The following is a 23,471-nucleotide window of genomic DNA, read 5'->3' on the forward strand; positions in this document are numbered from 1 at the left end:
GGCCGGGCGGAGCGGTGCCGGCCCTCAGCCCGCCCGCAGGTCCTCGGCGGCGTGCGGCGGGGAGGAGCCCGAGGGCATCGCGGGGTGGCGGCCCAGCAGCACGATGCCCAGGACGATCGCGGCCAGTCCGACCGCCTGCCAGGCCAGGGCGCCGGTGTCCATGCGCAGCCGGTCGCCGAGGAAACCGACCCCGCACACGATCCCGGCCAGCGGCTGCGTCGCCGAGAGCGCCGGCAGGGAGTTGCGCAGCGGCCCCGCCTCGAAGGCGCTCTGCACGAGGATGAGCCCGCAGATCCCCAGCGCCAGCACGACGTACGGCTCCCAGGTGGTCAGCAGCGCCGCCCAGCCGCCCGAGCCGAAGTACTCGCCGCTGACCCGGGTCAGCGCGTCCTGGACGCCGTAGAGCAGACCCGCGCCCGTGGCCAGCAGGGCGGGCGCCGCCGTGAGCCGGGAGCGGCCGGCGAAGGCGGCGAGCAGCAGGGCGAGGCCCAGCATGATGCCGATGATGAGCCAGCGGCGCAGCGGATCGGTGATCGCGTCCCCGCCGCGCGCCTGACCCGCGAGGATGAACGCGGTCACCCCGCCGGTCAGCAGGGCGAGACCGCCCCAGCCCTGACGGCCGAGCGGCTGACCGGTCTGCCAGCGCGACAGGGCCATCGCGAACAGCAGGTTCGTCGCGAGGAGCGGCTCCACGAGGGAGATCTCGCCGTCGCCCAGGGCGAGGGCGCTGAGCACCATGCCGACGACCATCAGCCCGAGCCCGGCCAGCCAGCGCGGTTTGCGCATCAGGTCCAGCAGGATGCGCGGCGAGAGGAAGTCGTTGAGCGGGGCGTGGCGCGCGGCGTTCTGCTGGAAGACGAAGCCCGTGCCGAGGCAGAACGCCGCGGTCACGGCCAGGACGACAACCAGTACGGACACGGAGCGCACCTCAAGACCTGGCGGGGGCGGCCACTGGGCAGACGATATCGTCCCGACGGCCCGCCTGCCCTCCGGCTACCCGGCTTCGGAAGGTTGACGCGGCACCGCCGGGTGCAGAAGATCTGACTCACCGGTAACCCGTTCGATTCTCCGGTGCCCCCGGTTCCCGGGCTCTTCGCGGTCCCCGCGCCCCGGACGCGGGGGCGCGAGCACCCCGGCACCCCGGTACCCCCAGGTTTTCCCCGATCCCGATTCCCGACAGGAACGTGAGTGCATGGCCTACGACGCGGACGTCATCGTGATCGGCGCGGGGCTCGCCGGGCTCGCCGCCACCGCCGAACTGGCGGACGCCGGTCGCCGGGTGATCCTGCTCGACCAGGAGCCCGAGCAGGCCCTGGGCGGACAGGCCCACTGGTCCTTCGGCGGCCTCTTCTTCGTGGACTCGCCCGAACAGCGGAGGCTGCGCATCAAGGACAGCCACGCCCTCGCGCTCCAGGACTGGATGGGCACCGCCGGTTTCGACCGCGAGGAGGACTACTGGCCGCGCCGCTGGGCCGAGGCGTACGTCGACTTCGCGGCCGGCGAGAAACGCGCGTGGCTGCACCGGCAGGGCGTCCGCTTCTTCCCGGTCGTCGGCTGGGCCGAACGGGGCGGCTACGACGCGGGCGGGCACGGCAACTCCGTCCCGCGCTTCCACATCACCTGGGGCACCGGGCCCGGACTGCTCGCCCCCTTCGAACGCCGCGTACGGGCCGCCGCCGAACGGGGCCTGGTCACCTTCCGCTTCCGGCACCGGGTCACGGGCCTCTCGCGCAGCGCGGGCGGCGTCGACACGGTGAGCGGGGAGATCCTCGAAGCCTCCGGGGCCGCGCGCGGGGCGGCCAGCAGCCGGACCGTGACCGGCGCCTTCGAGCTGCGCGCCCAGGCGGTGATCGTCACCTCGGGGGGCATCGGCGGCAACCACGACCTCGTACGGCGCTACTGGCCCGAGCGGCTGGGCGAGCCGCCCGCCAAGCTCCTGTCCGGGGTGCCCGCGCACGTGGACGGCCACATGCTCCAGGTCGCCCAGGACGCGGGCGGCCGCCTCGTCAACGGCGACCGGATGTGGCACTACACCGAGGGCATCGAGAACTGGAACCCGATCTGGAACCGGCACGGCATCCGCATCCTGCCCGGTCCCTCCTCACTGTGGCTGGACGCCGAGGGCAGGCGGCTGCCCGTCCCCCTCTTCCCCGGCTTCGACACGCTCGGCACCCTCGAACACATCACGCGCACCGGGTACCCGTACAGCTGGTTCGTGCTGAACCAGCGGATCATCGGCAAGGAGTTCACGCTCTCCGGCTCCGAACAGAACCCCGACCTCACCGGCAAGTCGGTGCGCGGGGTGATCGGCCGCGCGCGCTCGGAGGTGCCGGGGCCGGTACGGGCCTTCATGGACCGGGGCGCCGACTTCGTCGTGGAGAAGGAGCTGGGGGCGCTGGTGCGCGGTATGAACGCGCTCACCGGCCAGTCGCTGATCGAGGAGGAGGCGCTGCGCCGGGTCCTGGTCGAACGCGACCGCGAGGTGGCCAACCCCTTCACCAAGGACTCCCAGATCACCGCGATCCGGGGGGCTCGCAAGTTCCTCGGCGACCGGATCGTCCGGGCGGCGGCCCCGCACCGGATTCTCGACCCGAAGGCGGGCCCGCTCGTCGCGGTCCGGCTCAACATCCTGACCCGCAAGTCCCTCGGCGGACTGGAGACCGACCTGTCCGCGCGGGTCCTGACCGAGTCGGGCCAGCCCCTGGACGGGGTCTACGCGGCCGGGGAGGCGGCCGGATTCGGCGGCGGCGGGGTCCACGGCTACCGCTCCCTGGAGGGCACCTTCCTCGGTGGCTGCCTGTTCTCCGGGCGTACCGCCGGGCGGGCGGCGGCCGAGGCGCTCGGCTGAGCCTCATACGCCGACGGCGGCGCCCCGGGAGTCCCGGGGCGCCGCCGTACCGCGTGGGGCCGCCTCGCTAGACGACCAGCGACAGCAGCAGGACCATCACGATGCCCATGACGGACAGGATCGTCTCCATGAAGGACCACGTCTTGACCGTCTGTCCGACGTCCAGCCCGAAGTAGCCCTTGACCAGCCAGAAGCCCGCGTCGTTGACGTGGCTGAAGAACAGCGAGCCGGCGCCGATCGCGAGCACCATGAGGGCGGTGTGCGAGGTCGACATGCCGTCCGCGAGCCCCGAGGCGAGACCGGCGGCGGACACCGTCGCGACGGTCGCCGAACCCGTGGCCAGACGGATGATCACAGCGATCAGCCAGGCCAGCAGCAGCGCCGGGATCGACCAGTCCTTCGAGATGTCGAGGATCATGTCGCCGACGCCCGCGTCCACCAGGACCTGCTTGAAGCCGCCGCCGGCGGCGACGATGAGCAGGACGCCCGCGATCGGCGCGAGCGAGGTCTCGACGGTCGTGTTGATGCGGTCCCGGGTGAAGCCGGCCGCGCGGCCCAGCGTGAACAGGGCCACGAGCACGGCGACCAGCAGCGCGAACATCGGGTTGCCGATGACGTCGAACACCCGCTGGGTGAGGTCGGCCGGGTCGTCGATGATGATGTCGACGAGCGCCTTCATGAGCATCAGGACGACCGGCAGCAGCAGCGTCGAGACGGTCGCGAAGAAGCCGGGGGTCTTCTCCAGGTCGTCACTGGCGCGCTGCGGCGTCATCTTCTCGGGCGCCTGCACGTCGACCCAGCGGGCCGCGTACCGGGAGAACAGCGGACCGGCCACGATCACCGAGGGGATCGCGACGACGATGCCGAGGGCCAGGGTGATGCCGAGGTTGGCGTGCAGCGCGTCCACCGCGACCAGCGGCCCGGGGTGGGGCGGGATCAGCCCGTGCATGACGGACAGACCGGCCAGCGCCGGGATGCCGATGCGCATGAGCGAGTAGTTGCCGCGCTTGGCGACCATCAGCACGACCGGGATCAGCAGCACGATGCCGACCTCGAAGAAGATCGGCAGCCCGATCACGGCGGCGATCAGGACCATCGCCCAGGGCATGGCCTTGCCGCTCGCCTTGGCGAGGATGGTGTCGACGATCCGGTCGGCGCCCCCCGAGTCGGCGAGCAGCTTGCCGAGGATCGAGCCGAGCGCGATGAGCACACCCGTGCTCGCCACCGTGGAGCCGAGCCCCGTGGTGAAGCTCGTGATGGCCTTGTCGAGCGGGGCGCCCGCGACGGCGCCGAGCACGAGCGCGCCGATCGTCAGGGACAAGAACGCGTGAAGCTTGAACTTCGCGATGAGGACGACGATGACGGCTATGCCGAGGACGACGGCTATGCCGAGCTGCGCGTTGCCCGCCGAGGTGATCGGCTCGGGGTCCGCTGCCAGCATCTCGACGCTGAGACTGGTCACGGTCTCTTCCTAAGGGTGGGGTGGGAACGGGAAGTGTGGGGGAGCGGACGGTCCTTGGGGGGAGTCGTCCCGGGGCACGGGGGGCCGGGAGGCGGCGGTCCGCGGGGCGCGGACCGCGAGCGCCCCGGCTACGAGGCGGTCGCCTCGGGGGAGGGCAGCGCGCGCAGGGCTTCCAGCGCGCGGTCCGCGATCTCCTCCGGGCCACCGCTCACGTCGACCTCGACCCCGAGTTCGTCGGGGCCCAGCGGCTGGAGCGTCGCGAACTGCGAGTCGAGCAGCTTGGCCGGCATGAAGTGGCCCTGCCGGTGGGACATGCGGCTCTCGATGAGGGCGCGGTCCCCGGTGAGGTGGACGAAGACGGCCCCGGGGGCCTCGGCACGCAGCCGGTCCCGGTAGGAGCGCTTGAGCGCGGAGGAGCTGACGACGCCGCCGAGCCCGGCCCGGCTGTGCGCCCAGCGGCCGATGGCGTCCAGCCACGGCCACCGGTCGGCGTCCTCCAGCGGGGTCCCGGCGCTCATCTTGGCGATGTTGGCCGGGGGATGAAAGTCGTCGCCCTCGGCGTAGGGAACGCCGAGCCGTTCCGCCAGGAGCGGGCCGATGGTGGTCTTACCGGTACCGGCCACACCCATGACCACGACGACATGGGGGGTGTTCATCTCTGCCTCGCTGTCTTTTCGCTGTCTTCGTCGACATCGGGATGTCACGTCACTGAAACTCATTACGTCAGACTTATTCAAGGGAGTGTGACGTAAAAGTCGTATCTTTCGCAGATGCAGACCGCACCGTACCCTGACGCCATGACCACTCAGGGTGGGGGCCTGCACGCCCGCGTTCTCGACAGCCTGGGCCCTGCCATCACCTGTGGCGCCTACCCGCCCGGGAGCGTTCTGCGCACCGATGAGCTGGCCCGGCGCTTCGAGGTGTCCCGCTCCGTGATCCGCGAGGCGGTCCGCGTCCTGGAGTCCATGCACCTCGTGGAGTCCCGCCGCCGGGTCGGGGTGACGGTGCGCGCGAGCGAGGAGTGGAACCTCTACGACCCGCAGGTCATCCGCTGGCGCCTGGCCGGCACCGACCGCTCGCGGCAACTGCGCTCGCTGACCGTCCTGCGCTCGGCCGTCGAACCGGTCGCCGCGGGTCTCGCCGCGCGCCGGGCCGGCGCCGAGGAGTGCGCGCGGCTGACCGAGGCCGCGCTCGGCATGGTCGCCACCTCACGCGGCCAGCAACTGGAGGCGTACCTCGTGCACGACGTCGCCTTCCACCGCATCGTCCTGAACGCCTCGGGCAACGAGATGTTCGCGCGCCTGGGCGACGTCGTCGCGGAGATCCTCACCGGCCGCACCGAGCATCAGGTGATGTTCCAGGACCCCGACCCGCCCGCCGTCACCCTGCACGTCCAGGTGGCCGAGGCGATCCGGATGCGGGACGAGGCGCGCGCCGAGGCGCTGACCCGAGAGATCACCGTGGGCGCTCTGCACGAACTCGACATCCTGGCCCCCTGAGGGCCCCGGGGTGCGCCCGGCCGCACGCGGAGCGGGCCCCGCCCTCGGGCCGGCCCGGCCGCACCCGGCCGCCGCCCGGCGCGCGGTGAACTCAGCGCCGGCACCGGGGACCTGACGCCGGCACAGGCCCCCGGACCGGACGTGATCCGCGCGAGGGGGCTCAGCGCCGGCGTACGCGCCCGGCTTCCTTGGCCCCCGGCGGAGGACCGTCCGAGCCGGGCCGCCGGCCGGGACGCGGGACGAAGGGGAGCGCCGGGCTCGACCGCCTTCTCCGGCCGGTTCTCAGTCCAGGAAGTCCCCGTCCACGTACACCCACTCGCCGTCCACCCGCGTGAACCGGCTGCGCTCGTGCAGCGAACCGGGCTCCCGGCCGTCGAGGTAGTGGGCCCGGTACGTCACGGTGCCGTCCTGGTGGAAGGCGCTCCCGCGCCGCGTCTCCTCGATCTCCAGCCCCGTCCAGCGGGTGCCCGGGTCGGTGGCCACCCGGGCGGGGCGCGTGCCGGGATGCCAGGTGCGCAGCAGGTACGCCTCGTCGCGCACCGCGAAGGCGCTGTAGCGCGAGCGCATCAGGGCCTCGGCGGTGGGGGCGGCGGCCCGCCCGGCGTGGAACCGGCCGCAGTGCTCCGCGTACGGGGCGCCGGGCACCCCGCACGGGCACGCGGAGGGCACGGCGGGGGCGGAGAGGGGGCGGGGGGTTCTGCGACGGGCCATGGGCCCATTGTGCCGTCAGGCGTCGCGGAGCCAGTCGCCGTACCGGGTCGGGGCGACGCGCGCGTCCGGGCCGGCGGTCAGCACCGCGCCGGGGACGGCGGAGAACAGGCCCGCCGCGTCGTCGGTGACCACCGTGCGGCCGTCCGGCCGGGCCGCGAGCGTGAGGCGGCCCAGCTCGTCCAGCGGGTGCACCTCGGGGCCCGCGACATCGAGAGTGGACCGGGTGGGGCCGCCCAGGGCCGTCTCCACGAGCGCCTCCACCACGTCGGCCGCGGCGATCGGCTGGAGCGGGGTGGAGGGCAGACGCACGACCTCGCCCTCGGTCGTGTACGACATGAGGCTCTCCACGAACTCGAAGAACTGTGTCGCCCGCACGATCGACCAGGGCGCGGGCCCCTGCTTGAGGACCTCCTCCTGCACCGTCTTCGCCCGGTAGTAGTCGAGGTCGGGGACCTGATCCACGCCGACGATCGACAGGAGCAACTGGTGCCGCACCCCCGCGTCCAGACCCGCCTGGAGGATGTTGTCCATGGAGGTGCGGAAGAAGTCCACGGAGGCCGCGTCGAAGGTCGGCGAGTTCGTCAGGTTGACGCACACGTCGGCGCCCTCCAGATCCGGCAGCAGCCCCGTGCCCGCCTGGACGTCGGTGCCCGTGGCCCGCGCCAGCGCCACCGCGTCGTGACCGCCCGCCCGCAGATGGGCGACGACCTTGGTGCCGATCAGGCCGGTACCGCCGACGACCGCGATCTTCATGTCCGCACTCCTTCACCGTGGTGCGGGCCCCCGGACTGCCTCCGCACTCGCGGGCCCCTTCCCGGACACGCTAGACGCTTGCCGCCCAATCGTCGGGGTCTGCCCCGGCGCGCCCCTTATCGGACCTGCCGGCCCCTCGCGCCCCTTATCGGCTCCCCCCCCGGTCCGCGCGCCCCGCCGCGGCCGGGGACGGGCGCGCTCACCACCGTTCGGGCGTCGTCACGTTCCACGCCGAGACGACCGGTCGCCCGTGTTCCGTGCCCAGCCGGCTCACCGAACCCGTGTCCAGACGGAACAGCGCGCCCGAGGCCACGTCCAGGCCCAGCCGGCGCGCGGTGAGGGCCCGCAGGAAGTGCGCGTGCCCGACCAGGACCACGTCGCCGCCCCGCCCGTCGAGGTCGGCGTCGCGCAGCGCCCGGTCCACCTTCGCCAGGACCCGGTCGGCCCGCTCGCCCACCTGCCGCGGGGACTCGCCCGGATGCTCCGGCGACCCCTGGGCGACCCCGTCGCGCCACAGGTCCCAGTCGGGCCGCTCCTGGTGGATCTCGACCGTCGTGACGCCCTCGTACGCCCCGTAGTCCCACTCGACCAGATCGGGGTCGGTGAAGGTGGGGTTCAGCCCCGCCAGCTCCGCCGTGCGCACCGCCCGCTCCATGGGACTGGTCACCGTCAGCGACACCCGCCGCGAGGCCAGCAGGGGAGCGACGGCCTGCGCCTGCTCCTCACCCGCCGCCGTCAGCGGCAGCTCCGTCCAGCTGGTGTGCTTCATGGTCCGGCTCCAGCTCGTCTCGCCGTGCCGCACCAGAATCAGCTCACCCATCACCGTCTCCTCACAGGTCGCGGGCCACACGCCCGCACCTCCACCCTGCCACGCGGCCCCCCACCGGCGGCTTCCCGGACACTCCACCCGCATGATGGTCGAGTGATCAGTGTCCTGTTCGCCGTACTCACCGCCGTCAGCAACGGCTCCGCCTCCGTCCTGCAACGACGGGCCGCCGCGACCGTGCCCGACAGTGACGCTCTGCGGCTGTCGCTCATCGGGAAACTCCTGCGGCAGAAGGTGTGGCTCGCGGGAATCGGCATGGTGCTGGTCGCCGCCGTGTGCCAGGCCGTCGCCCTCGCCACCGGCCCCATCGCCGTCGTCCAGCCGATCTTCGTCGTCGAACTGCCCGCGACGCTGCTGCTGGCCGGGCACATGTTCCGGGTCAGGCTCCCCGCGAAGATCTGGGCCGGGGCCGCCGCGGTCACCGTGGGGCTCGCGCTCGGCATGGGCAGCGCCGCGCCCTCCGGCGGCACCGAACAGGTCCACGGCCTGGTGTGGGTGCCCGCCCTGATCGCCACGGCGGTCTTCGAGGCGGTACTGATCTTCCTGGCCCTGGGTGTCCGCGGCAATCCGCGGGCCGCGCTGCTCGGCCTCGCCGCCGCGTGCTCCTACGCCCTGACCGCCGCCCTCATGAAGGACGCCCTCGCCCGGCTGGAGGGCGGCGGCTCGGTCGGCGCCCTGTTCTCGTCCTGGCAGCTGTACGGGACGGCGGTGGCCGGAGTCGGCGCGCTGTTCCTGCTGCAGAACGCGCTCCAGGCCGGCTCGCTCGCCGCCTCCCAGCCGATGCTGACCCTCGGCGACGCGCTCATCAGCATCGCCTACGGGGTCTTCCTCTTCGACGAGCACCTGCGCACCGGCTGGTGGCTCGTCCCCGAACTGCTCTCCGTCGCCCTGATCGCCGCCGGAGTCGTCGAACTGGCCCGCTCCCCGCTCGCGGCGGGCGGCCCGCCGCCGAAGAGGCGGACGCGGGTGCGGTAGCGGCCCTGACCGGGGAGGGCGGCGCGGGGTCGGGACGGGGCCCGCCGCCTCGGCGACGGCCCCGTCCCGACCGCCTCCCGCCCCGCCCCTACCGGACCCGCTCCAGCAGCCCGTCCGCGAGGTCCCGCGCGACCTGCTCCCGCAGCCGGAAGTGCACCTTCTTGCCGGTCGAGGTCACCGGCAGCGCGTCCACGAACCGGTAGGCGCGCGGCCGCTTGTAGGCCGCGAGCATCGGATGCGCCCTGGCGTGCTTCTCGCAGTCCCCGACCGTCAGCGAGGGGTCCTTGCGCACGACGTACGCCGTCACGAGCTGCCCCCACTCGGGATCGGGCGCGCCCACGACGGCCGAGTCGGCGATCCCGGGATGCTCGTTGAGCACCTCCTCGACCTGCACGGGGTGCACGTTCTCGCCGCCCGAGAGGATCATGTCGTCCCGCCGGCCCACGATCGTCACGTACTCGTCGGCGTCCCAGGTCGCCAGATCCCCGATGTACAGCCAGCCGTCCCGGAAGTTCTCCGCCTGCTCCTCGGGCCGGCCGACGTAGCCGTAGCCCGACTTCGGGGAGCGCACGATGACCTCGCCGACCTCCTGGCCGTCCTTCGCCACCAGCTCGTCGGGGGCCGCGCGCCGCCCCTCGTACACCTTCACCACGGCCACGTCGTCGTCCGTGCAGGCCCGGCCCGCGCTGCCCGCGTGCTCCGGCAGGTCGGCGGGGCGCAGGAAGGTGTTCCAGAACGCCTCCGTCGTGCCGTACCCGTTGAAGATCGCCGGGGTCAGCGTCTCCTGGTAGCGCAGGCAGGCCGCGCGGTCCAGCGGGGCGCCCATCGTCACGATGCCGCGCAGCGAGGACAGGTCGCGGGGCGCGCGCTCCTGCGCGTCGGCCAGCCGCTCCAGGTTGGTGGGCGCGCCGATCAGGAAGGTGATCCGCCGCTCCTGCACGAGGTCGAGCACCACGTCCGCGTCGAAGTGCCGCAACGGCACCACCTCGCCGCCCACGTAGAACACCGGGTTGGGCCCGCCCGAGTACAGCCCGCCCCGGTGGAACCACGGCGACATGTTGAGGGTCCGGTCCTGCGGCGACAGCGGGAAGTGCATGATCACGTCGTGCGCCGACAGCACCTCGACCGCGTTGTTGAGCGGCACCCCCTTCGGCATCCCCGTCGTGCCCGAGGTGTACAGCCGGGTCGTCTCCGCGTAGATCCCGCCCGAGGGCGCGGCCGGCAGCGGCTGCCCCGCGCCCCGCTCGGCGAGCTGCACGAAGGGCACCGAGGAGGCGAGCGGATGGTCCCCGTCCTGTCCCGAGGGCACGTGCACCACGAGCTTCGGCGCGTGCCCGGCCAGCTCCAGCGCCCGGCCCGCCGACTCGGCGACCGAGGTGTCGTACACGAAGACGGCGGGCCGGCCGGTGTCCAGCACGTGCGCCGTCTCACCCGGCGCGAGGCGGAAGTTGACCGGCGAGCCGACCGCCCCCAGCCGCTGCGTCGCCAGGTAGAGCAGGGCGAACTCCGGCCCGTTGAACAGCTGGTAGGCGACGAGGTCGCCGGGGCCGACCCCCGAGGCGGCGAGACCTGCGGCCAGCCGCTCGACCTCCGCGCCCAGTTCGGCGTAGCTCCAACTGCGGCCCGTGGCCGGGTCGGACAGCGCGACCGAGCGCGCGTAGCGGTGCGTGTTGCGCTCGAACCCGGCCCAGTACGTGAACCGTTGCTCGAACACGTCCCGGAAGGCGGAGGGGTCGTAGGCGGGGGTGGTGTTCATATCCGTATCTCCATGGTGGCTGCGGCCTCAGACGGCTCTCAGCACGGCGACGCAGTTCTGCCCGCCGAAGCCGAAGGCGTTGACGGCGGCCGCGCGTACATCGGTCTTGCGGGCGGTGTGCGGCACGTAGTCGAGGTCGCACTCCTCGCCCGGGGTGTCCAGGTTGATGGTGGGCGGCACGACACCGTCCCGGATGGCGAGGGCCGCGACCATCGCGGACAGCGCTCCGGCCGCCCCGATGAGGTGGCCCACCATCGACTTCGGCGAACTCACCGCGAGGTCGTAGGCGTGCGCCCCGTACACCTCGCGGATCGCCTTCGTCTCCATCAGGTCGTTGATCCGGGTGCTCGTGCCGTGCGCGCAGACGTAGTCCACGTCGCTCGCCTCCGTGCCCGTCGAGACCAGCGCCCGGCGCATCGCCGACACCGCGCCCGCCCCCGTCGGATCGGGCGCGCTCACATGGAAGGCGTCCGAGGTGAGCGCCCCGCCCGCGACCTCCGCGTAGGCCCGCGCGCCGCGCGCGGCCGCGTGCCCGGCGGACTCCAGGACGCAGACGACGGCGCCCTCGCCGAACACGAAACCGTCCCGGTCCGCGTCGAAGGGGCGGCTGGCCCGCGCCGGGTCGTCGTTGCGCTTCGAGAGGGCGCCCATGTTCGACAGCCCCTGGAACATGACCCGGGTGATCGCCGAGTCGGTCCCGCCCGCCAGCACCACGTCGGCCTCCCCGGACAGGATCAGCCGGCGCGCCTCCAGCAGCGCGTAGATCCCGCTCGCGCAGGCCAGCGCGCTCGCCGTGACCGGACCGCGCACCCCCAGATCGATCGCGACCTCACAGGCCGGCATGTTCGGGATGACCGAGGACACGAAGTACGGCGAGATGGTGCGCGGATCGGCGTGCAGCTGGTCCACCGCCGCCTCCACGCCGTCCATCCCGGCGACCGCGTTGTTCAGGACGACGCCGACCCGCTCCGCGTCCACGCCGCCCTGCGCCGCGCCGACCGTCAGCGAGGCGTCCGCCACGGCCTCCCTGGCCGCCGCGACCGCGAGCTGCGAGAAGCGCGCCGACCGCCGCTCCCGCTTGCGGTCCAGCAGCGCCGAGGGATCGAAGCCCTTCACCTCACCGGCGATCGTGGTGGGCAGCCCCACCGCGTCGAAGCGCGAGATCGGGGCGATGCCCGACCTGCCCGCGAGAAGCGCCTGCCAGGTGCTCTCCCGGTCGTTGCCGACCGGGGTGAGCGCGCCGAAGCCCGTCACCACGACTTGTTGCTTGTTCTGCACGGAACTCCTCCTGCTCGCCCAGGACCGGTGCCCGGGGCGTGATCGAAAACTTCTGCCGTGCGCGCGGTCGGCCGGTCCGGGCGCACGGAACGGCTAACCGCCCGCCCGCGCCCGGCGCCGCCCGAGCAGCCGGTGCGCCGCGCGCAAGCCCTCGGCCGTGGCACGCACCGCGTTGAGCGCCTCGGTGCCGGCCGCCCCGCCCGCCGCCTCGTACGGGACCCCGGCCCGCTCCAGCAGCTGGGCCACGTCCCGCTCCGCCTCCTGACCGGAGGCGAGCACCACGTGGTCGGCGGCGACGAGTTCGGCGGCGCCCGCCGCGTTACGCACCACGACCCCCTCACGGGTGATCTCCTCGTACGAGATCCCGGTCAGCAGCCGCACCCCGGCCGCGCGCAGCTCCCCCATCACCACCCAGCGGGTACTGGGCCCGATGCCCTGGCCCACGCGCCCGCCCCGCCGCATGAGGGTCACCTCGCGGACGGGAGCGCGCGGGGGAGGAGGGGCGAACGCCACCCCGCCGCCCGCCGTGAGCGGGTGCGAGGACAGGAACCGCTCCGGGGTGGCCTTCGTGTGGGGACCGGCGGTCAGCAGATGCGCGAGGTCCACCGCGATCCCGCCCCCGCCGATCACCGCGACCCGGGCACCGAGCGCCTGCGGATCGGCGAAGGCCTGGTGGTAGTCGAGGACGTGCGGCAGCGCGAGCCCCGGCAGCTCGGGCCGCCGCGCGAGCACCCCGGTGGCCAGGACGACCCCGTCCAGGGACCGCAGCAAGGGCAGGTCCCGGTGTCCGACCCGGTGCCCGAGACGCACCTCCACGCCCAGCTCGGCCAGCTCGCGCACGTGGTGCCGTACCGTCTCGCCGAACTCCGCCTTGCCCGGCACGAGCGCGGCCAGCCGGAACTGCCCGCCCACCTCCTGCCGCGCCTCGAACACCTCGACCCGCTGGCCCAGACGCGCCAGCGTGCGCGCCGCCTCAAGACCGGCCGGGCCCGCCCCGATCACCGCGTACCGGCCGCGCCGGAGCGGCGAGGGCAGCCGCGCCGGGAACTCGCTCTCGTGGCCGCTGCGCGGATTGACCAGGCAGGACACCGGCTCGCTGCCGAAGGACCGGTCGACGCACGCCTCGTTGCACGCGATGCACAGATCCACCGCCTCGGTACGGCCGGCCCGGGACTTCGCGACGATCTGCGGGTCCGCGAGGAAGGGCCGGGCCAGCGCCACGAAGTCGACCTCGCCGCCCGCCAGCACCTCCTCGACCTGGGCGAGCCGGTTGTAGCGGTTCGAGGCGATGACCGGCACTGCGGGCCGGCCGGCCGCGCGCAGCGCCCGCTTCACGTTCCTCGCGTACCCGGCCCAGGTCCCGGGCGGCACCTGCGCCTGCACCGTGGGCACCGGCGACTCGTGCCAGCCGATCCCCACCGCGAGGGCGTCCACCCCCGCCTGGACGAGGGCCACGGCGAGGGCCGCCGTGTCCTCGGCCGGGGTGCCGTCCTCGACCAGATCGGCGCCCGACATCCGGAACAGCACCGGGAAACCGGGACCCACCGCCTCCCGTACGGCGGCGGCCACCGCGAGGGGGAAACGAAGCCGCCGTACCGGGTCCCCGCCCCACTCGTCGGTGCGCCGGTTGGTGAGCGGCGCCGTGAACTGGTTGATCAGATAGCCCTCGGAGCCCATCACCTCGACCGCGTCGAAGCCCAGCTCCCGGGCGGTACGCGCGGCCCGCGCGAAGTCCTCGACCGTCGCGAGGACCTGCTGTCCCGTCAGCTCCCTCGGCGTCGCGCGCGCGAACCGGCTGTGGACGGCCGAGGGCGCGAAGGGCGCTCCGCCGTCCGTTCCCGGCGCCCCCGGCAGGGCGTACCGCCCCGCGTGGAAGAGCTGGAGCGCGATCCGGCCGCCCGCCTCGCGCACCGCGGCCGCCGTACGCGCCAGCGCGGCCCGGTGCCCCGGATCGTCCACGATCCCGTACGAGGGCCCGCCCGCACCGGCCGCGCTCACCGCCGTCCCGCCGGTCACCAGCAGGGCGGCACCGCCCCGCGCGCGCTCCGCGTAGAACGCGGCCAGCGCCTCGCCGCCGTCGTCGAGCGTTTCGAGGTTGAGGTGCATGGCGCCCATGACGACGCGGTGCGGCAGGACGAGCCCACCGATCGCGCCGGGGCGGAAGACGTGGTCGAACACGGTCGGGTCCCTCTCCTCGGGTCCGAAGGGATCAGGGATGGCGGACGGCCCGGCGGGGAAACCGCGGCGCCGGACGGGGAAGCGGGCCGGCCGCGGTCGCGGCCGGCCCGGCGACGGGGCGCGGGGGCCTCAGCCCTCGCGGGTGGGGCGCGGCGGCAGCGTCAGCTCCGGCCCCGCGTCGGCGAAGAACGGCGGCGCCACGACGCTCAGTCCGCCGTCCACCATGAGGGTCTGCCCGGTGATGTACCCCGCGCCCTCGCCCAGCAGGAAGGCGATCGTGTCGGCCATCTCCTGGACGGTGCCCGGACGGCGGGCCGGAATACGGTCCAGGACGCCCTGCATGTCGGGCATGCCCTTGACGTTGTAGAAGTACTCCAGCGAGTCCGAGTCGATCAGACCGCCGTTGACCGCGTTCACGTTGATGCCGTACGGCGCGAACTCCACCGCCATGTACCGCACCCACGCCTCGATCGCGGCCTTCATCGCGCCGAGCGTCGCGTACGTCGGATAGGCGCGGATCGAACCGTAGGAGGACAGCGCGACGATCCGGCCGCCCCGGTCCATGAGCTTCACCGCCTCCTGCGCGCCGAGCACGAAGGGCCGCAGGTTCGTCGCGTACGAGCGGTCGAGGTGGTGCGGGCCGAGGTCCACGATGTTCTTGAAGGCGCTCGCCGCCGCGTTGGACACGAAGTCGTCGAGGCGCCCACAGCGCCGCGCCACCTCGTCGAACAGCGCCTTGACGCCCTCGGCGCTCTCGACGTCGGCCCGCACCGCGAAGCCCTTGCCGCCGGCCTCCTCGACGTCGGCGACCGTCTTCTCCGCGAGGTCCTGGTTCTTCTTGTAGTTGACGACGACGGTGCCGCCCCGCCGGGCCAGCGTCAGCGCGAGCTGCCGGCCGATGCCCCGGGAGGCCCCGGTGATCAGCGAGACGCGTTCGCCCGCCGGCTGGGTGGAGTGCTCAGTGCTCATAGGAGCCATACCTCAATCTGCTTTTCGCTTGCGGGAGTTCAGCGGAAGTTCAGCGGAAGTTCAGCGGGAGTTCAGCGGGCGTTCTCGACGGCGGGCGTACGGCGCAGCACCTCGCGGAAGACCACGGCCTTCTGCACCTCGTTGGTGCCCTCCTCGAAACGCTGGGCGCGCGCGTCGCGGTAGACCCGCTCGATCTTCTGAGACTTCCAGTAGCCCAGACCGCCGTGGATCTGGAGCGCCTTGTCGGTGACGTTGGTCAGCATCGTCACGGCGTGCATCTTCGCCATCGAGGACTGCATCGACGCGTCCTCGGCGCCCTGTTCGAAACGCCGCGCCGCGTGCAGTACGAGCTGCTTGGCCGCCTCGATGTCGGCGGCGTTCTCGGCGAGCATGAACTGGATGGCCTGCCGCCCGGTCAGCGCCTTGCCGAAGGTCACCCGGTTTCGGGCGTAGTCCACGGCCAGTTGCTGCGCCCGCTCGGCGAGTCCCACACAGCTCATCGCGACCGAGATCCGCGAGGGCGTCAGGAACCCCCCGAGGAACACCTCCAGCCCCTCGCCCTCGGCCCCGAGCCGGTGGTCGACCGGGACCGGGGTGCGCTCGAAGGTCAGCGAGGCGTGGTCGGTGCCCGTGACCCCCATCGTGTTCGAGGTGTCCTCGACCGTGACGCCCTCGGCGTTCCTCGGCACGAGCAGCGCCACCGTCCCCTCGTGCCCCGTGCTGCCCTCCACCCGTGCCGCCAGCAGGTAGTAGTCGCAGCGCACCCCGAAGGTGATCAGGTGCTTACGGCCCGACAGGTAGTACGTGTCACCCTCGCGCACCACGGACGTCGTGATGTCCGCGCCCGTGCCGTTGCCCGGCTCGGTCAGCGTGAAGGCGATCTTGATCTCCCCGGTGACCGAGGGGATCACGAAACGCTTGCGCTGCTCCTCGGTGGCGTGGCCGTCCATCGACCGCCAGATCCCGTTCACGACGTGCACGATCATCCGGATGGAGCCGTGGGAGCGGGAGAAGATCTCCATCAGCTCCATCCAGCGCGAGAACGCGAGCCCGTGCCCGCCGTACTCCACCGGGGCGGCGATCCGCAGGAAGCCCAGCTCGTTCAGCTCGGCCCACAGCGCCTCGGGGACCTCGCCGGTCTCCTCGATGCGCTCAGCCCAGCGCTCGCCGGGACCCTCCACCCACTGCGCGACCCGGGTGCGGAGCCCGTCGAAGGACTGATCGTCACTCATGTGCTGCCTCTGTCTTCCGTCTTCCGTGTGGTGATGGCGGCGTACGGGCACCCCGCACGCCACCGGACGCGACCGCGGTGCCGGGACGGGCGGGCAGCGGCCCGCGGACCCCGCCCACCCGCCCCGGCACCGCTCACGCCTCCTGCGGACGCAGCGCTCTCGCCCGCTCCCGCAGTTCGAACTTCTGCACCTTGCCGACCGGGTTGCGCGGCAGCAGGCCGACCGGCTCCAGCCGCTCCGGCCAGTACTGCTTCGCCACCTGATGCCCGTCGAGATACGCCCGCATATCCGCGAAGGACAGCTCCGCCCCCTCGGCGAACACCACGAACGCGCAGGCCCGCTCACCGAGCCGGGGATCGGGCATCGCCACGACCGCGACGTCCTCCACCGCCGGATGCGCGAACAGCAACTGCTCGATCTCCGCGACCGGGATCTTCTCCCCGCCCCGGTTGATGACGTCCTTGACCCGCCCGGTGATCCGCAGATACCCCGAGGAGTCGAGCGTCGCGAGGTCACCGGTGCGGTACCAGCCGTCCTCGGTGAACACCTCCGCCGTCAGATCGGGCCGGTCCAGGTACCCGTCGAACACCGTCGGCGAGTGGATCTCGTAGTTCCCCTCGACCCCGGCGGGCAGCACCCGCCCCTGGTCGTCGGTGATCCGCAGCTCGATGCCCTCCAGCGCACGGCCGTCCGAACCCCAGCGCTGCGCCGGTTCGTCACCCGGCGCCGACAGCGCGCCCAGGCAGGTCTCGGTCGTCCCGAAGGCCCCGCACACGTCGGCGCCCAGCACCCGCCCGGCCCGCTCCGCGAGCCCGCGCGGCACCGTCGCCCCGGTCGCCACGAAGATGCGCAGCTTGCGCGGCACCTCCCCGCCCTCCTCGACCGCCTTGACCAGATCCGACAGGAAGGGCGTCGCCGCCTGCACGAAGGTCGCCCCGTGCGCGTTGAGCGACGCCAGCGCCCGCTTCGCGTCCCACTCCGCCTGCAGGATCTGCGGCACGCCCAGCACCAGCGCGAGCGTCATCCCGTACAGGAAACCGGTCTGGTGGGCGAGCGGGGAGGGCACCCAGATCGCGTCCCCGGCGTTCAGCCCCAGGTGACGCGCCTCCATCGAGACGGCCCGCACCAGATTCCGCGAGGGCTGGGTGACGCCCTTCGGCTCCCCGGTCGTCCCCGAGGTGAACAGCAGTTGTGCCGTCATCGCAGGAGTCGGTACGACGGCGTCCAGCGCCTCGCGGTCGATCTCCGTCTCGGCGAGCGCCTTCTCCCAGTCGTGCAGCTCGGGGCCGCCCGCGGGCGCCTCGGGCAGCAGCGCGGGGCCGCCCTCCTCGGACACCACGACCAGCTGCTCCAACGCGCCCAGGTCCCCGGCGTCCAGCCCCAGCACCTCCTCGGCGGGGCGCCGCGAGCGGTACCGGTCGGCGACGACCAGGACCCGCGCCTTCGAGCGGCGCAGCACGAAGCCGATCTCCCGCTCCCGGAAGAACGGGATGACCGGGCAGCACACCGCCCCGACCCGCAGGGCGGCCAGCGAGAGCACCACGAACTCGGCCCGGTTGGGCAGCTGGTAGGCGACGTTCTCACCCGGCCGCACGCCCAGGCGCAGCAGCAGCGCGGCGGTCCGCTCGACCCGCTCGTGCAGCTCCCGCCAGGTCACCGTCGTGTCCTGGCCGGGCCCCACGTCCACCACGGCGGTGTCGTGCGGGCGGCTCAGCGCCCGCCGGCGCAGCCACTCGGGCAGGGTGATCCGCGCCGCGAGGTCCGGCTTCGTGACCTCCTTCTCCAGCCGCCGCCCCGCCCCCCGCCCCGAGGGCGCCGGCCCGTCCTCGACGCTCATCGGCAGCCCGAGGGTGTTCATCGCGTCGAGGAAGGCCGGGTACGAGATGCGGTAGGCGTTCGGATAGGTGAGCGTCGAGTGGCCCCGGGCCCGCGAGGAGGCCACGGCCAGCGACATGAGGACGCGGTGGTCGTTGAAGGAGGACAGCTTCGCGCCGAGAAGCCCCTCCACGCCCCGTACCCGCAGCGCGTCCCCGTCCAGCTCCAGGTCCCCGCCCATCGCGTTGAGCTGGAGCATCGCGGCGGCCCGGTCCGACTCCTTGAGCCGGGTGTGCGCGATGTTGTGGAACACCGACTCGCCGTACGCGAAGGAACCGAGCGTCGAGAGGATCGGCAGCATGTCGGGCACGTCCCGGCAGTCCACCGAGACGCCCTTGAGCTCCGGCCGCTCCTGCTGGATACGCACCCCGCCCGCCGCCTCGTCCAGCTCCATCGGTACGCCCATGGCGCGCGCGATGTCCAGGAAGTGGAACTCGGGATGGTCGGCGGGCCCGCCCTCCAGCCGGTTCAGGCCCTTGAGCAGGACGTCGGAGGGGTGCAGGGCGGCCGCGGCGATCCCGAACGCCGCCGAGCCGATGTCCGGGGGCAGCGTCAGCTCGGTCGCCACCGCCGACTGACCGGGCCGCACGTCGAAGCGGCGCCAGTCGTCGGACACGGTGACGTCGAGACCGAACTGCTTCATCATCGCGACGGTCAGCTCCAGATAGGAGCGTTCGTTCAGCTCGCCCTTCACCTCGATGGTGGTGGGCCCGGTCGCGAAGGGCGCGAGCAGGATGAGCCCCGAGATCCACTGCGACAGGGTGCCGGCGATCCGCACGTGGCCGCCGTCGGGCCGGTGGTCCTGGACGTGCACGGGAGGGCAGTCGTCCGCGGACTCCAGCCGTACGCCCATCTGGCGCAGCGCGTCCAGGAGGGGGCCCACCGGACGGCGCCGGAAGTACTTCTGGCCGGTCACCGAGACGGGGCGGTCCGACAGCGAGGCCAGGCCGATCATGAAATAGAGCGTGGTGCCGGAGGAACCGGCCGAGACGGCCGCGCGGCGCGGACGGTAGCGACCGCCCAGACCGTGCACCACGAAGGTGTCACCCTCCGTGGCGATCTTCACCCCCAGTCCGCGCAGCAACTGCACGGTGTACTGGACATGCCGGGCGTCCGACAGCCCGTGGACACGGCTGACCCCCTCGGCGAGCGAGGCGAGGATCAGCGCGCGATGCGCGTGGTACTTGGAGTTGGGGACGAGAACTTCACCGCTGAGCTGGTGCTGAATCCCTTTGACAAGAAGGTGCATGGGTCGTGCTACTCCCTGGCCATGGGCGGGCACACCGAACCCCGGGCAGGCGCACGCGGACCCCGCGGCCGGCCCGGACCGCACGGGGCCGGGCAGCACGAACAGGGCCCCGGGGCATGCCGTGGCTCGGTGATGGAACCGTCCGCAAGACGGCAGTGGTTACGTTATGGAAGCAAGGCCCGGCAGGCGTGCGACGTCGCCGCAGGAAGCGGCGCATGGCCCGTTCGGGGGACCGACTGGCCGACAGCCGGCTTCAGTAGGAAGAGGAGGAGCGCCGGAAGGGCGCTCACGGGGGCTAATCGGTACGCGCGCGCTGCGACATCCGACGACGCCTGGAAGTACAGATCGGACGGCTGTCATGGCACGGGGCCGCAAGGAGGCCCGTCGGTCGTGGCAGTAGCCGAGGTGCGCTCGTGGGCCCGGGGCTGGGCCGCACGGAAAAGAGCGTCCGGATGACGAGCCCGCGCGGGGCGCTGCCGGTACGGCACGCCCTCGGTTCACGTTGCTCAGTCACCTAAGCTTTATATCAATGTCCGATGCATCTATGCAGCCGGGGGCCCTGAGTGAGACGGGAAGCGACGGGCAGCGCACCGGACGGCCGGGGCGGGACACACGAAGAAGACCCCAGATCGCCGATCTGGGGTCTTCGAGCGGAACGCTCTGGTGTCCGAGGGGGGACTTGAACCCCCACGCCCGATAAAGGGCACTAGCACCTCAAGCTAGCGCGTCTGCCATTCCGCCACCCGGACAAGGTGTCTGCCGCCTGGCCGGTGGCCTGGGCGACGTGGAAAACCATAGCAAACATTTCAGGGGCCCCGATCACCCGCCCGGGGCGTGTGAACGGCGCGTGACGTGGGGTGGGCGGCCTTTGGGTCCGGGGGAGGGGCGCGCGAGGATGGGGGCAACCACACGAGCGACCGCGGAGGAACAAGCGTGAGCGAGCCGAGCACAGGCAGGGCCGTCTCCGGTCAGGACGAGGTCGTCGACCTCTGCCGGGACCTGATCCGGATCGACACCAGCAACTACGGCGACCACTCCGGGCCCGGTGAGCGCGCCGCCGCCGAGTACGTCGCCGAGAAGCTGGCCGAGGTCGGCCTCGAACCGAAGATCTTCGAATCCCACCCGGGCCGCGCCTCCACGGTCGCCAGGATCGAGGGGGAGGACCGCTCGCGGCCCGCGCTGCTCATCCACGGGCACACCGACGTCGTCCCGGCCAACGCCGCGGACTGGACGCACGACCCCTTCTCCGGGGAGGTCGCCGACGGCTGCGTGTGGGGACGCGGGGCGGTCGACATGAAGGACATGGACGCGATGACCCTCGCGGTCGTGCGCGACCGGCTGCGCACCGGCCGCAAGCCCCCGCGCGACGTCGTCCTCGCCTTCCTCGCCGACGAGGAGGCGGGCGGTACCTGGGGCGCGCGGCACCTCGTGGACAACCACCCCGACCTGTTCGAGGGCGTCACCGAGGCGATCGGCGAGGTCGGCGGCTTCTCCTTCACCGTCAACGAGCGGCTGCGGCTCTACCTCGTGGAGACGGCCCAGAAGGGCATGCACTGGATGAAGCTCACCGTGGACGGCACCGCCGGACACGGATCGATGATCCACAAGGACAACGCGATCACCGAACTGTCCGAGGCCGTCGGCCGCCTGGGCCGGTACGAGTTCCCCATCCGGGTCACCAAGACGCTGCGCCACTTCCTGGACGAACTCGGCGACGCCCTCGGCACCGAACTCGACCCCGAGGACATGGACGGCACCCTCGCCAAGCTCGGCGGCATCGCCAAGCTCATCGGGGCCTCCCTGAAGAACACCGCCAACCCGACCCAGCTCGGCGCCGGCTACAAGGTCAACGTCATCCCCGGCGAGGCCACCGCCCACGTCGACGCCCGCTTCCTGCCCGGGTACGAGGAGGAGTTCCTGGCCGACCTCGACCGCGTCCTCGGCCCGCGCGTGCGCCGCGAGGACGTGCACGCGGACAAGGCCCTGGAGACGAGCTTCGACGGCGCCCTCGTCGACGCGATGCAGCTCGCGCTGCGCGCCGAGGACCCGATCGCCAAGGCCGTGCCGTACATGCTCTCGGCGGGCACCGACGCGAAGTCCTTCGACGACCTCGGCATCCGCTGCTTCGGCTTCGCGCCGCTCCAGCTCCCGCCCGAGCTGGACTTCGCCGGGATGTTCCACGGCGTGGACGAGCGGGTACCGGTGGACGGGCTGAAGTTCGGCGTCCGCGTCCTCGACCGCTTCCTCGACGCCTCCTGAACACCCGCCGCCGCCCGGACGAGGGCGGCTGAGCCACCGCCCTCGTCGGCGGGGAACGGGCGGGCCGCGCGCTTCGGTGCGCGGCCCGCCCGTTCCCGTGCGCGCGCCCACGGCCTCCCCCGTTATGTTTTTCGCGGCCCTGCAATGGGGCCGCTGGCCTCCGGGCTCGGTATGACTGTGTCCCCTCTGTCGAACGGATGACCTGGGGGGTGGTGTCGCCGGGTCCGGCAGGTGCCGTCAGAGACGCTGATGAGAGACCCGGCCACCGCCCGGTCCGGCGCAACGTCGGACAGAGACGTGGGCGGCAGGTCTGCATAACGTGGATGCGCGAGCACGGTGCCACGACCCTGGCCGGCACGGTCAACACCTGTGGAAGGGTGCGATGTTAGACACCGAAGGCATAGGCGTCTTCCTCGGGATGGACGTCGGCAAGACGGCCCATCACGGTCACGGGCTGACCCCGGCCGGGAAGAAGGTCTTCGACAAGGCGATGCCCAACAGCGAACCGAAGCTCCGGGCCGTCTTCGACAAGCTCAAGGCCAAGTTCGGCACCGTGCTCGTGATCGTGGACCAGCCCGCCTCGATCGGTGCCCTGCCGCTGACCGTCGCCCGGGACGCGGGCTGCGAGGTCGCCTACCTGCCCGGACTCGCGATGCGGCGGATCGCCGACCTCTATCCGGGCGAGGCAAAAACGGACGCGAAGGACGCGGCGGTGATCGCGGACGCCGCCCGCACCATGCCGCACGTCCTGCGCTCGCTGGAGCTGACCGACGAGATCACCGCCGAGCTCACGGTGCTGACCGGCTTCGACCAGGACCTCGCCGCCGAAGCCACCCGCACCAGCAACCGGATACGCGGCCTGCTCACCCAGTTCCACCCGTCACTGGAGCGCGTATTCGGGCCCCGACTGGACCACCCGGCCGTCACCTGGCTCCTCGAACGCCACGGGTCCCCGGCCGCTCTGCGGAAGGCCGGCCGCCGCAGACTCATCGAACTAATCCGCCCGAAAGCCCCGCGCATGGCCGCACGGCTTGTCGACGAGGTCTTCGACGCTCTCGACGAACAGACCGTCGTGGTCCCGGGAACCGGGACCCTCGACATCGTCATTCCGTCCCTGGCCGCCTCGCTCGCCGCGGTCCACGACCAGCGCCGAGCGCTGGAAGCGCAGATCAGCACCTTGCTGGAGGCTCACCCTCTTCACCAGGTCCTGACCTCGATGCCCGGAGTCGGCGTCAGGACCGCCGCCGTCCTGCTGGTCACCGTCGGCGACGGCACCGGCTTCCCCAGCGCCGCCCACCTCGCCTCCTACGCCGGCCTCGCCCCGACGACGAAGTCGTCCGGGACATCGATCCACGGCGAACACGCCCCCCGAGGCGGAAACCGGCAGCTCAAACGCGCCATGTTCCTCTCCGCCTTCGCCTGCATGAACGCCGACCCCGCCTCACGCACCTACTACGACAGACAAAGAGCCCGCGGGAAAACGCACACCCAGGCACTCCTCCGCCTCGCCCGCCAACGCATCAGCGTCCTGTTCGCCATGCTCAGAGACGGAACCTTCTACGAACCCCGCCTCCCCCAAGCGACGGCTGCGTGAACCAGCC

17 protein-coding genes and 1 tRNA gene are annotated in these 23,471 nt (G+C 72.6%); 5 read left to right on the plus strand and 13 right to left on the minus strand.

Annotation, left to right across the window (positions count from 1 at the left end; genetic code table 11):
- Positions 1 to 24 precede the first annotated feature (24 nt).
- Positions 25 to 918: a DMT family transporter gene (locus tag ACFYMP_RS09885; RefSeq protein WP_388853446.1), complete on the minus strand. Its 894-nt coding sequence runs from the start codon at positions 916 to 918 to the stop codon at positions 25 to 27.
- Positions 919 to 1,192: 274 nt separating this feature from the next.
- Between ACFYMP_RS09885 and ACFYMP_RS09890 the strand changes: the two genes are divergently transcribed.
- On the plus strand, positions 1,193 to 2,848 hold the full coding sequence (locus tag ACFYMP_RS09890; RefSeq protein ID WP_388853449.1) for an FAD-binding dehydrogenase: 1,656 nt from the start codon (positions 1,193 to 1,195) through the stop codon (positions 2,846 to 2,848).
- Positions 2,849 to 2,915: 67 nt separating this feature from the next.
- On the opposite strand, the gene ACFYMP_RS09895 is transcribed toward ACFYMP_RS09890, so the two are convergent.
- A complete protein-coding gene (locus tag ACFYMP_RS09895) occupies positions 2,916 to 4,310 on the minus strand; it encodes a gluconate:H+ symporter (RefSeq protein WP_388853452.1) in 1,395 nt (464 codons plus the stop codon).
- Positions 4,311 to 4,438: 128 nt separating this feature from the next.
- Entirely contained in the window at positions 4,439 to 4,966 is a 528-nt protein-coding gene (locus ACFYMP_RS09900) for a gluconokinase (protein ID WP_388853455.1), read from the minus strand.
- A 141-nt stretch (positions 4,967 to 5,107) separates the two neighbouring features.
- Here ACFYMP_RS09900 and ACFYMP_RS09905 point away from each other — a divergent pair, with 141 nt between their 5' ends.
- Positions 5,108 to 5,809 (plus strand): FadR/GntR family transcriptional regulator, encoded by a 702-nt coding sequence (locus ACFYMP_RS09905; protein WP_388853458.1) that lies wholly within the window; start codon positions 5,108 to 5,110, stop codon positions 5,807 to 5,809.
- A 282-nt stretch (positions 5,810 to 6,091) separates the two neighbouring features.
- On the opposite strand, the gene ACFYMP_RS09910 is transcribed toward ACFYMP_RS09905, so the two are convergent.
- The 3 genes from ACFYMP_RS09910 to ACFYMP_RS09920 form a co-directional block, all read right to left on the minus strand.
- Entirely contained in the window at positions 6,092 to 6,520 is a 429-nt protein-coding gene (locus ACFYMP_RS09910; protein WP_388853461.1) for a YchJ family protein, read from the minus strand.
- 15 nt (positions 6,521 to 6,535) lie between these two features.
- The gene (locus ACFYMP_RS09915) at positions 6,536 to 7,273 is read right to left on the minus strand and encodes an SDR family oxidoreductase (RefSeq protein WP_388853464.1); all 738 of its coding nucleotides are present in this window, start codon (positions 7,271 to 7,273) and stop codon (positions 6,536 to 6,538) included.
- A gap of 199 nt (positions 7,274 to 7,472) precedes the next feature.
- The gene (locus ACFYMP_RS09920) at positions 7,473 to 8,093 is read right to left on the minus strand and encodes a histidine phosphatase family protein (protein ID WP_388853467.1); all 621 of its coding nucleotides are present in this window, start codon (positions 8,091 to 8,093) and stop codon (positions 7,473 to 7,475) included.
- 102 nt (positions 8,094 to 8,195) lie between these two features.
- Between ACFYMP_RS09920 and ACFYMP_RS09925 the strand changes: the two genes are divergently transcribed.
- A complete protein-coding gene (locus ACFYMP_RS09925; protein ID WP_388853470.1) occupies positions 8,196 to 9,074 on the plus strand; it encodes a DMT family transporter in 879 nt (292 codons plus the stop codon).
- An 88-nt stretch (positions 9,075 to 9,162) separates the two neighbouring features.
- Here ACFYMP_RS09925 and ACFYMP_RS09930 read toward each other — a convergent pair whose 3' ends face one another.
- The 7 genes from ACFYMP_RS09930 to ACFYMP_RS09960 all read right to left on the minus strand — a co-directional run bounded on the left by ACFYMP_RS09930 (position 9,163) and on the right by ACFYMP_RS09960 (position 20,360).
- Positions 9,163 to 10,830: a class I adenylate-forming enzyme family protein gene (locus ACFYMP_RS09930; RefSeq protein WP_388853473.1), complete on the minus strand. Its 1,668-nt coding sequence runs from the start codon at positions 10,828 to 10,830 to the stop codon at positions 9,163 to 9,165.
- Positions 10,831 to 10,857: 27 nt separating this feature from the next.
- On the minus strand, positions 10,858 to 12,108 hold the full coding sequence (gene fabF / locus ACFYMP_RS09935) for a beta-ketoacyl-ACP synthase II (protein ID WP_388853476.1): 1,251 nt from the start codon (positions 12,106 to 12,108) through the stop codon (positions 10,858 to 10,860).
- Between the two features lie 93 nt (positions 12,109 to 12,201).
- Positions 12,202 to 14,286, minus strand: coding sequence for an FAD-dependent oxidoreductase (locus ACFYMP_RS09940; RefSeq protein WP_388853479.1), 2,085 nt, complete (start codon positions 14,284 to 14,286; stop codon positions 12,202 to 12,204).
- Positions 14,287 to 14,415: 129 nt separating this feature from the next.
- Complete coding sequence (locus ACFYMP_RS09945; protein WP_388853482.1) at positions 14,416 to 15,255, minus strand: SDR family oxidoreductase; 840 nt, start codon at positions 15,253 to 15,255, stop codon at positions 14,416 to 14,418.
- Positions 15,256 to 15,326: 71 nt separating this feature from the next.
- Complete coding sequence (locus tag ACFYMP_RS09950; protein ID WP_388853485.1) at positions 15,327 to 16,487, minus strand: acyl-CoA dehydrogenase family protein; 1,161 nt, start codon at positions 16,485 to 16,487, stop codon at positions 15,327 to 15,329.
- A 133-nt stretch (positions 16,488 to 16,620) separates the two neighbouring features.
- Entirely contained in the window at positions 16,621 to 19,611 is a 2,991-nt protein-coding gene (gene aroA, locus ACFYMP_RS09955; protein ID WP_388853488.1) for a 3-phosphoshikimate 1-carboxyvinyltransferase, read from the minus strand.
- Between the two features lie 661 nt (positions 19,612 to 20,272).
- Positions 20,273 to 20,360: transfer RNA gene (locus ACFYMP_RS09960), tRNA-Leu, on the minus strand.
- Positions 20,361 to 20,544: 184 nt separating this feature from the next.
- Here ACFYMP_RS09960 and ACFYMP_RS09965 point away from each other — a divergent pair.
- Both ACFYMP_RS09965 and ACFYMP_RS09970 read left to right on the plus strand, forming a co-directional pair.
- Positions 20,545 to 21,870 (plus strand): M20/M25/M40 family metallo-hydrolase, encoded by a 1,326-nt coding sequence (locus ACFYMP_RS09965; RefSeq protein WP_388853491.1) that lies wholly within the window; start codon positions 20,545 to 20,547, stop codon positions 21,868 to 21,870.
- A 382-nt stretch (positions 21,871 to 22,252) separates the two neighbouring features.
- Entirely contained in the window at positions 22,253 to 23,464 is a 1,212-nt protein-coding gene (locus tag ACFYMP_RS09970; protein ID WP_388853494.1) for an IS110 family transposase, read from the plus strand.
- Positions 23,465 to 23,471: the final 7 nt, after the last annotated feature.

It is taken from the genome of Streptomyces sp. NPDC007088 (assembly GCF_042869355.1).
Taxonomy (GTDB): Bacteria; Actinomycetota; Actinomycetes; order Streptomycetales; family Streptomycetaceae; genus Streptomyces.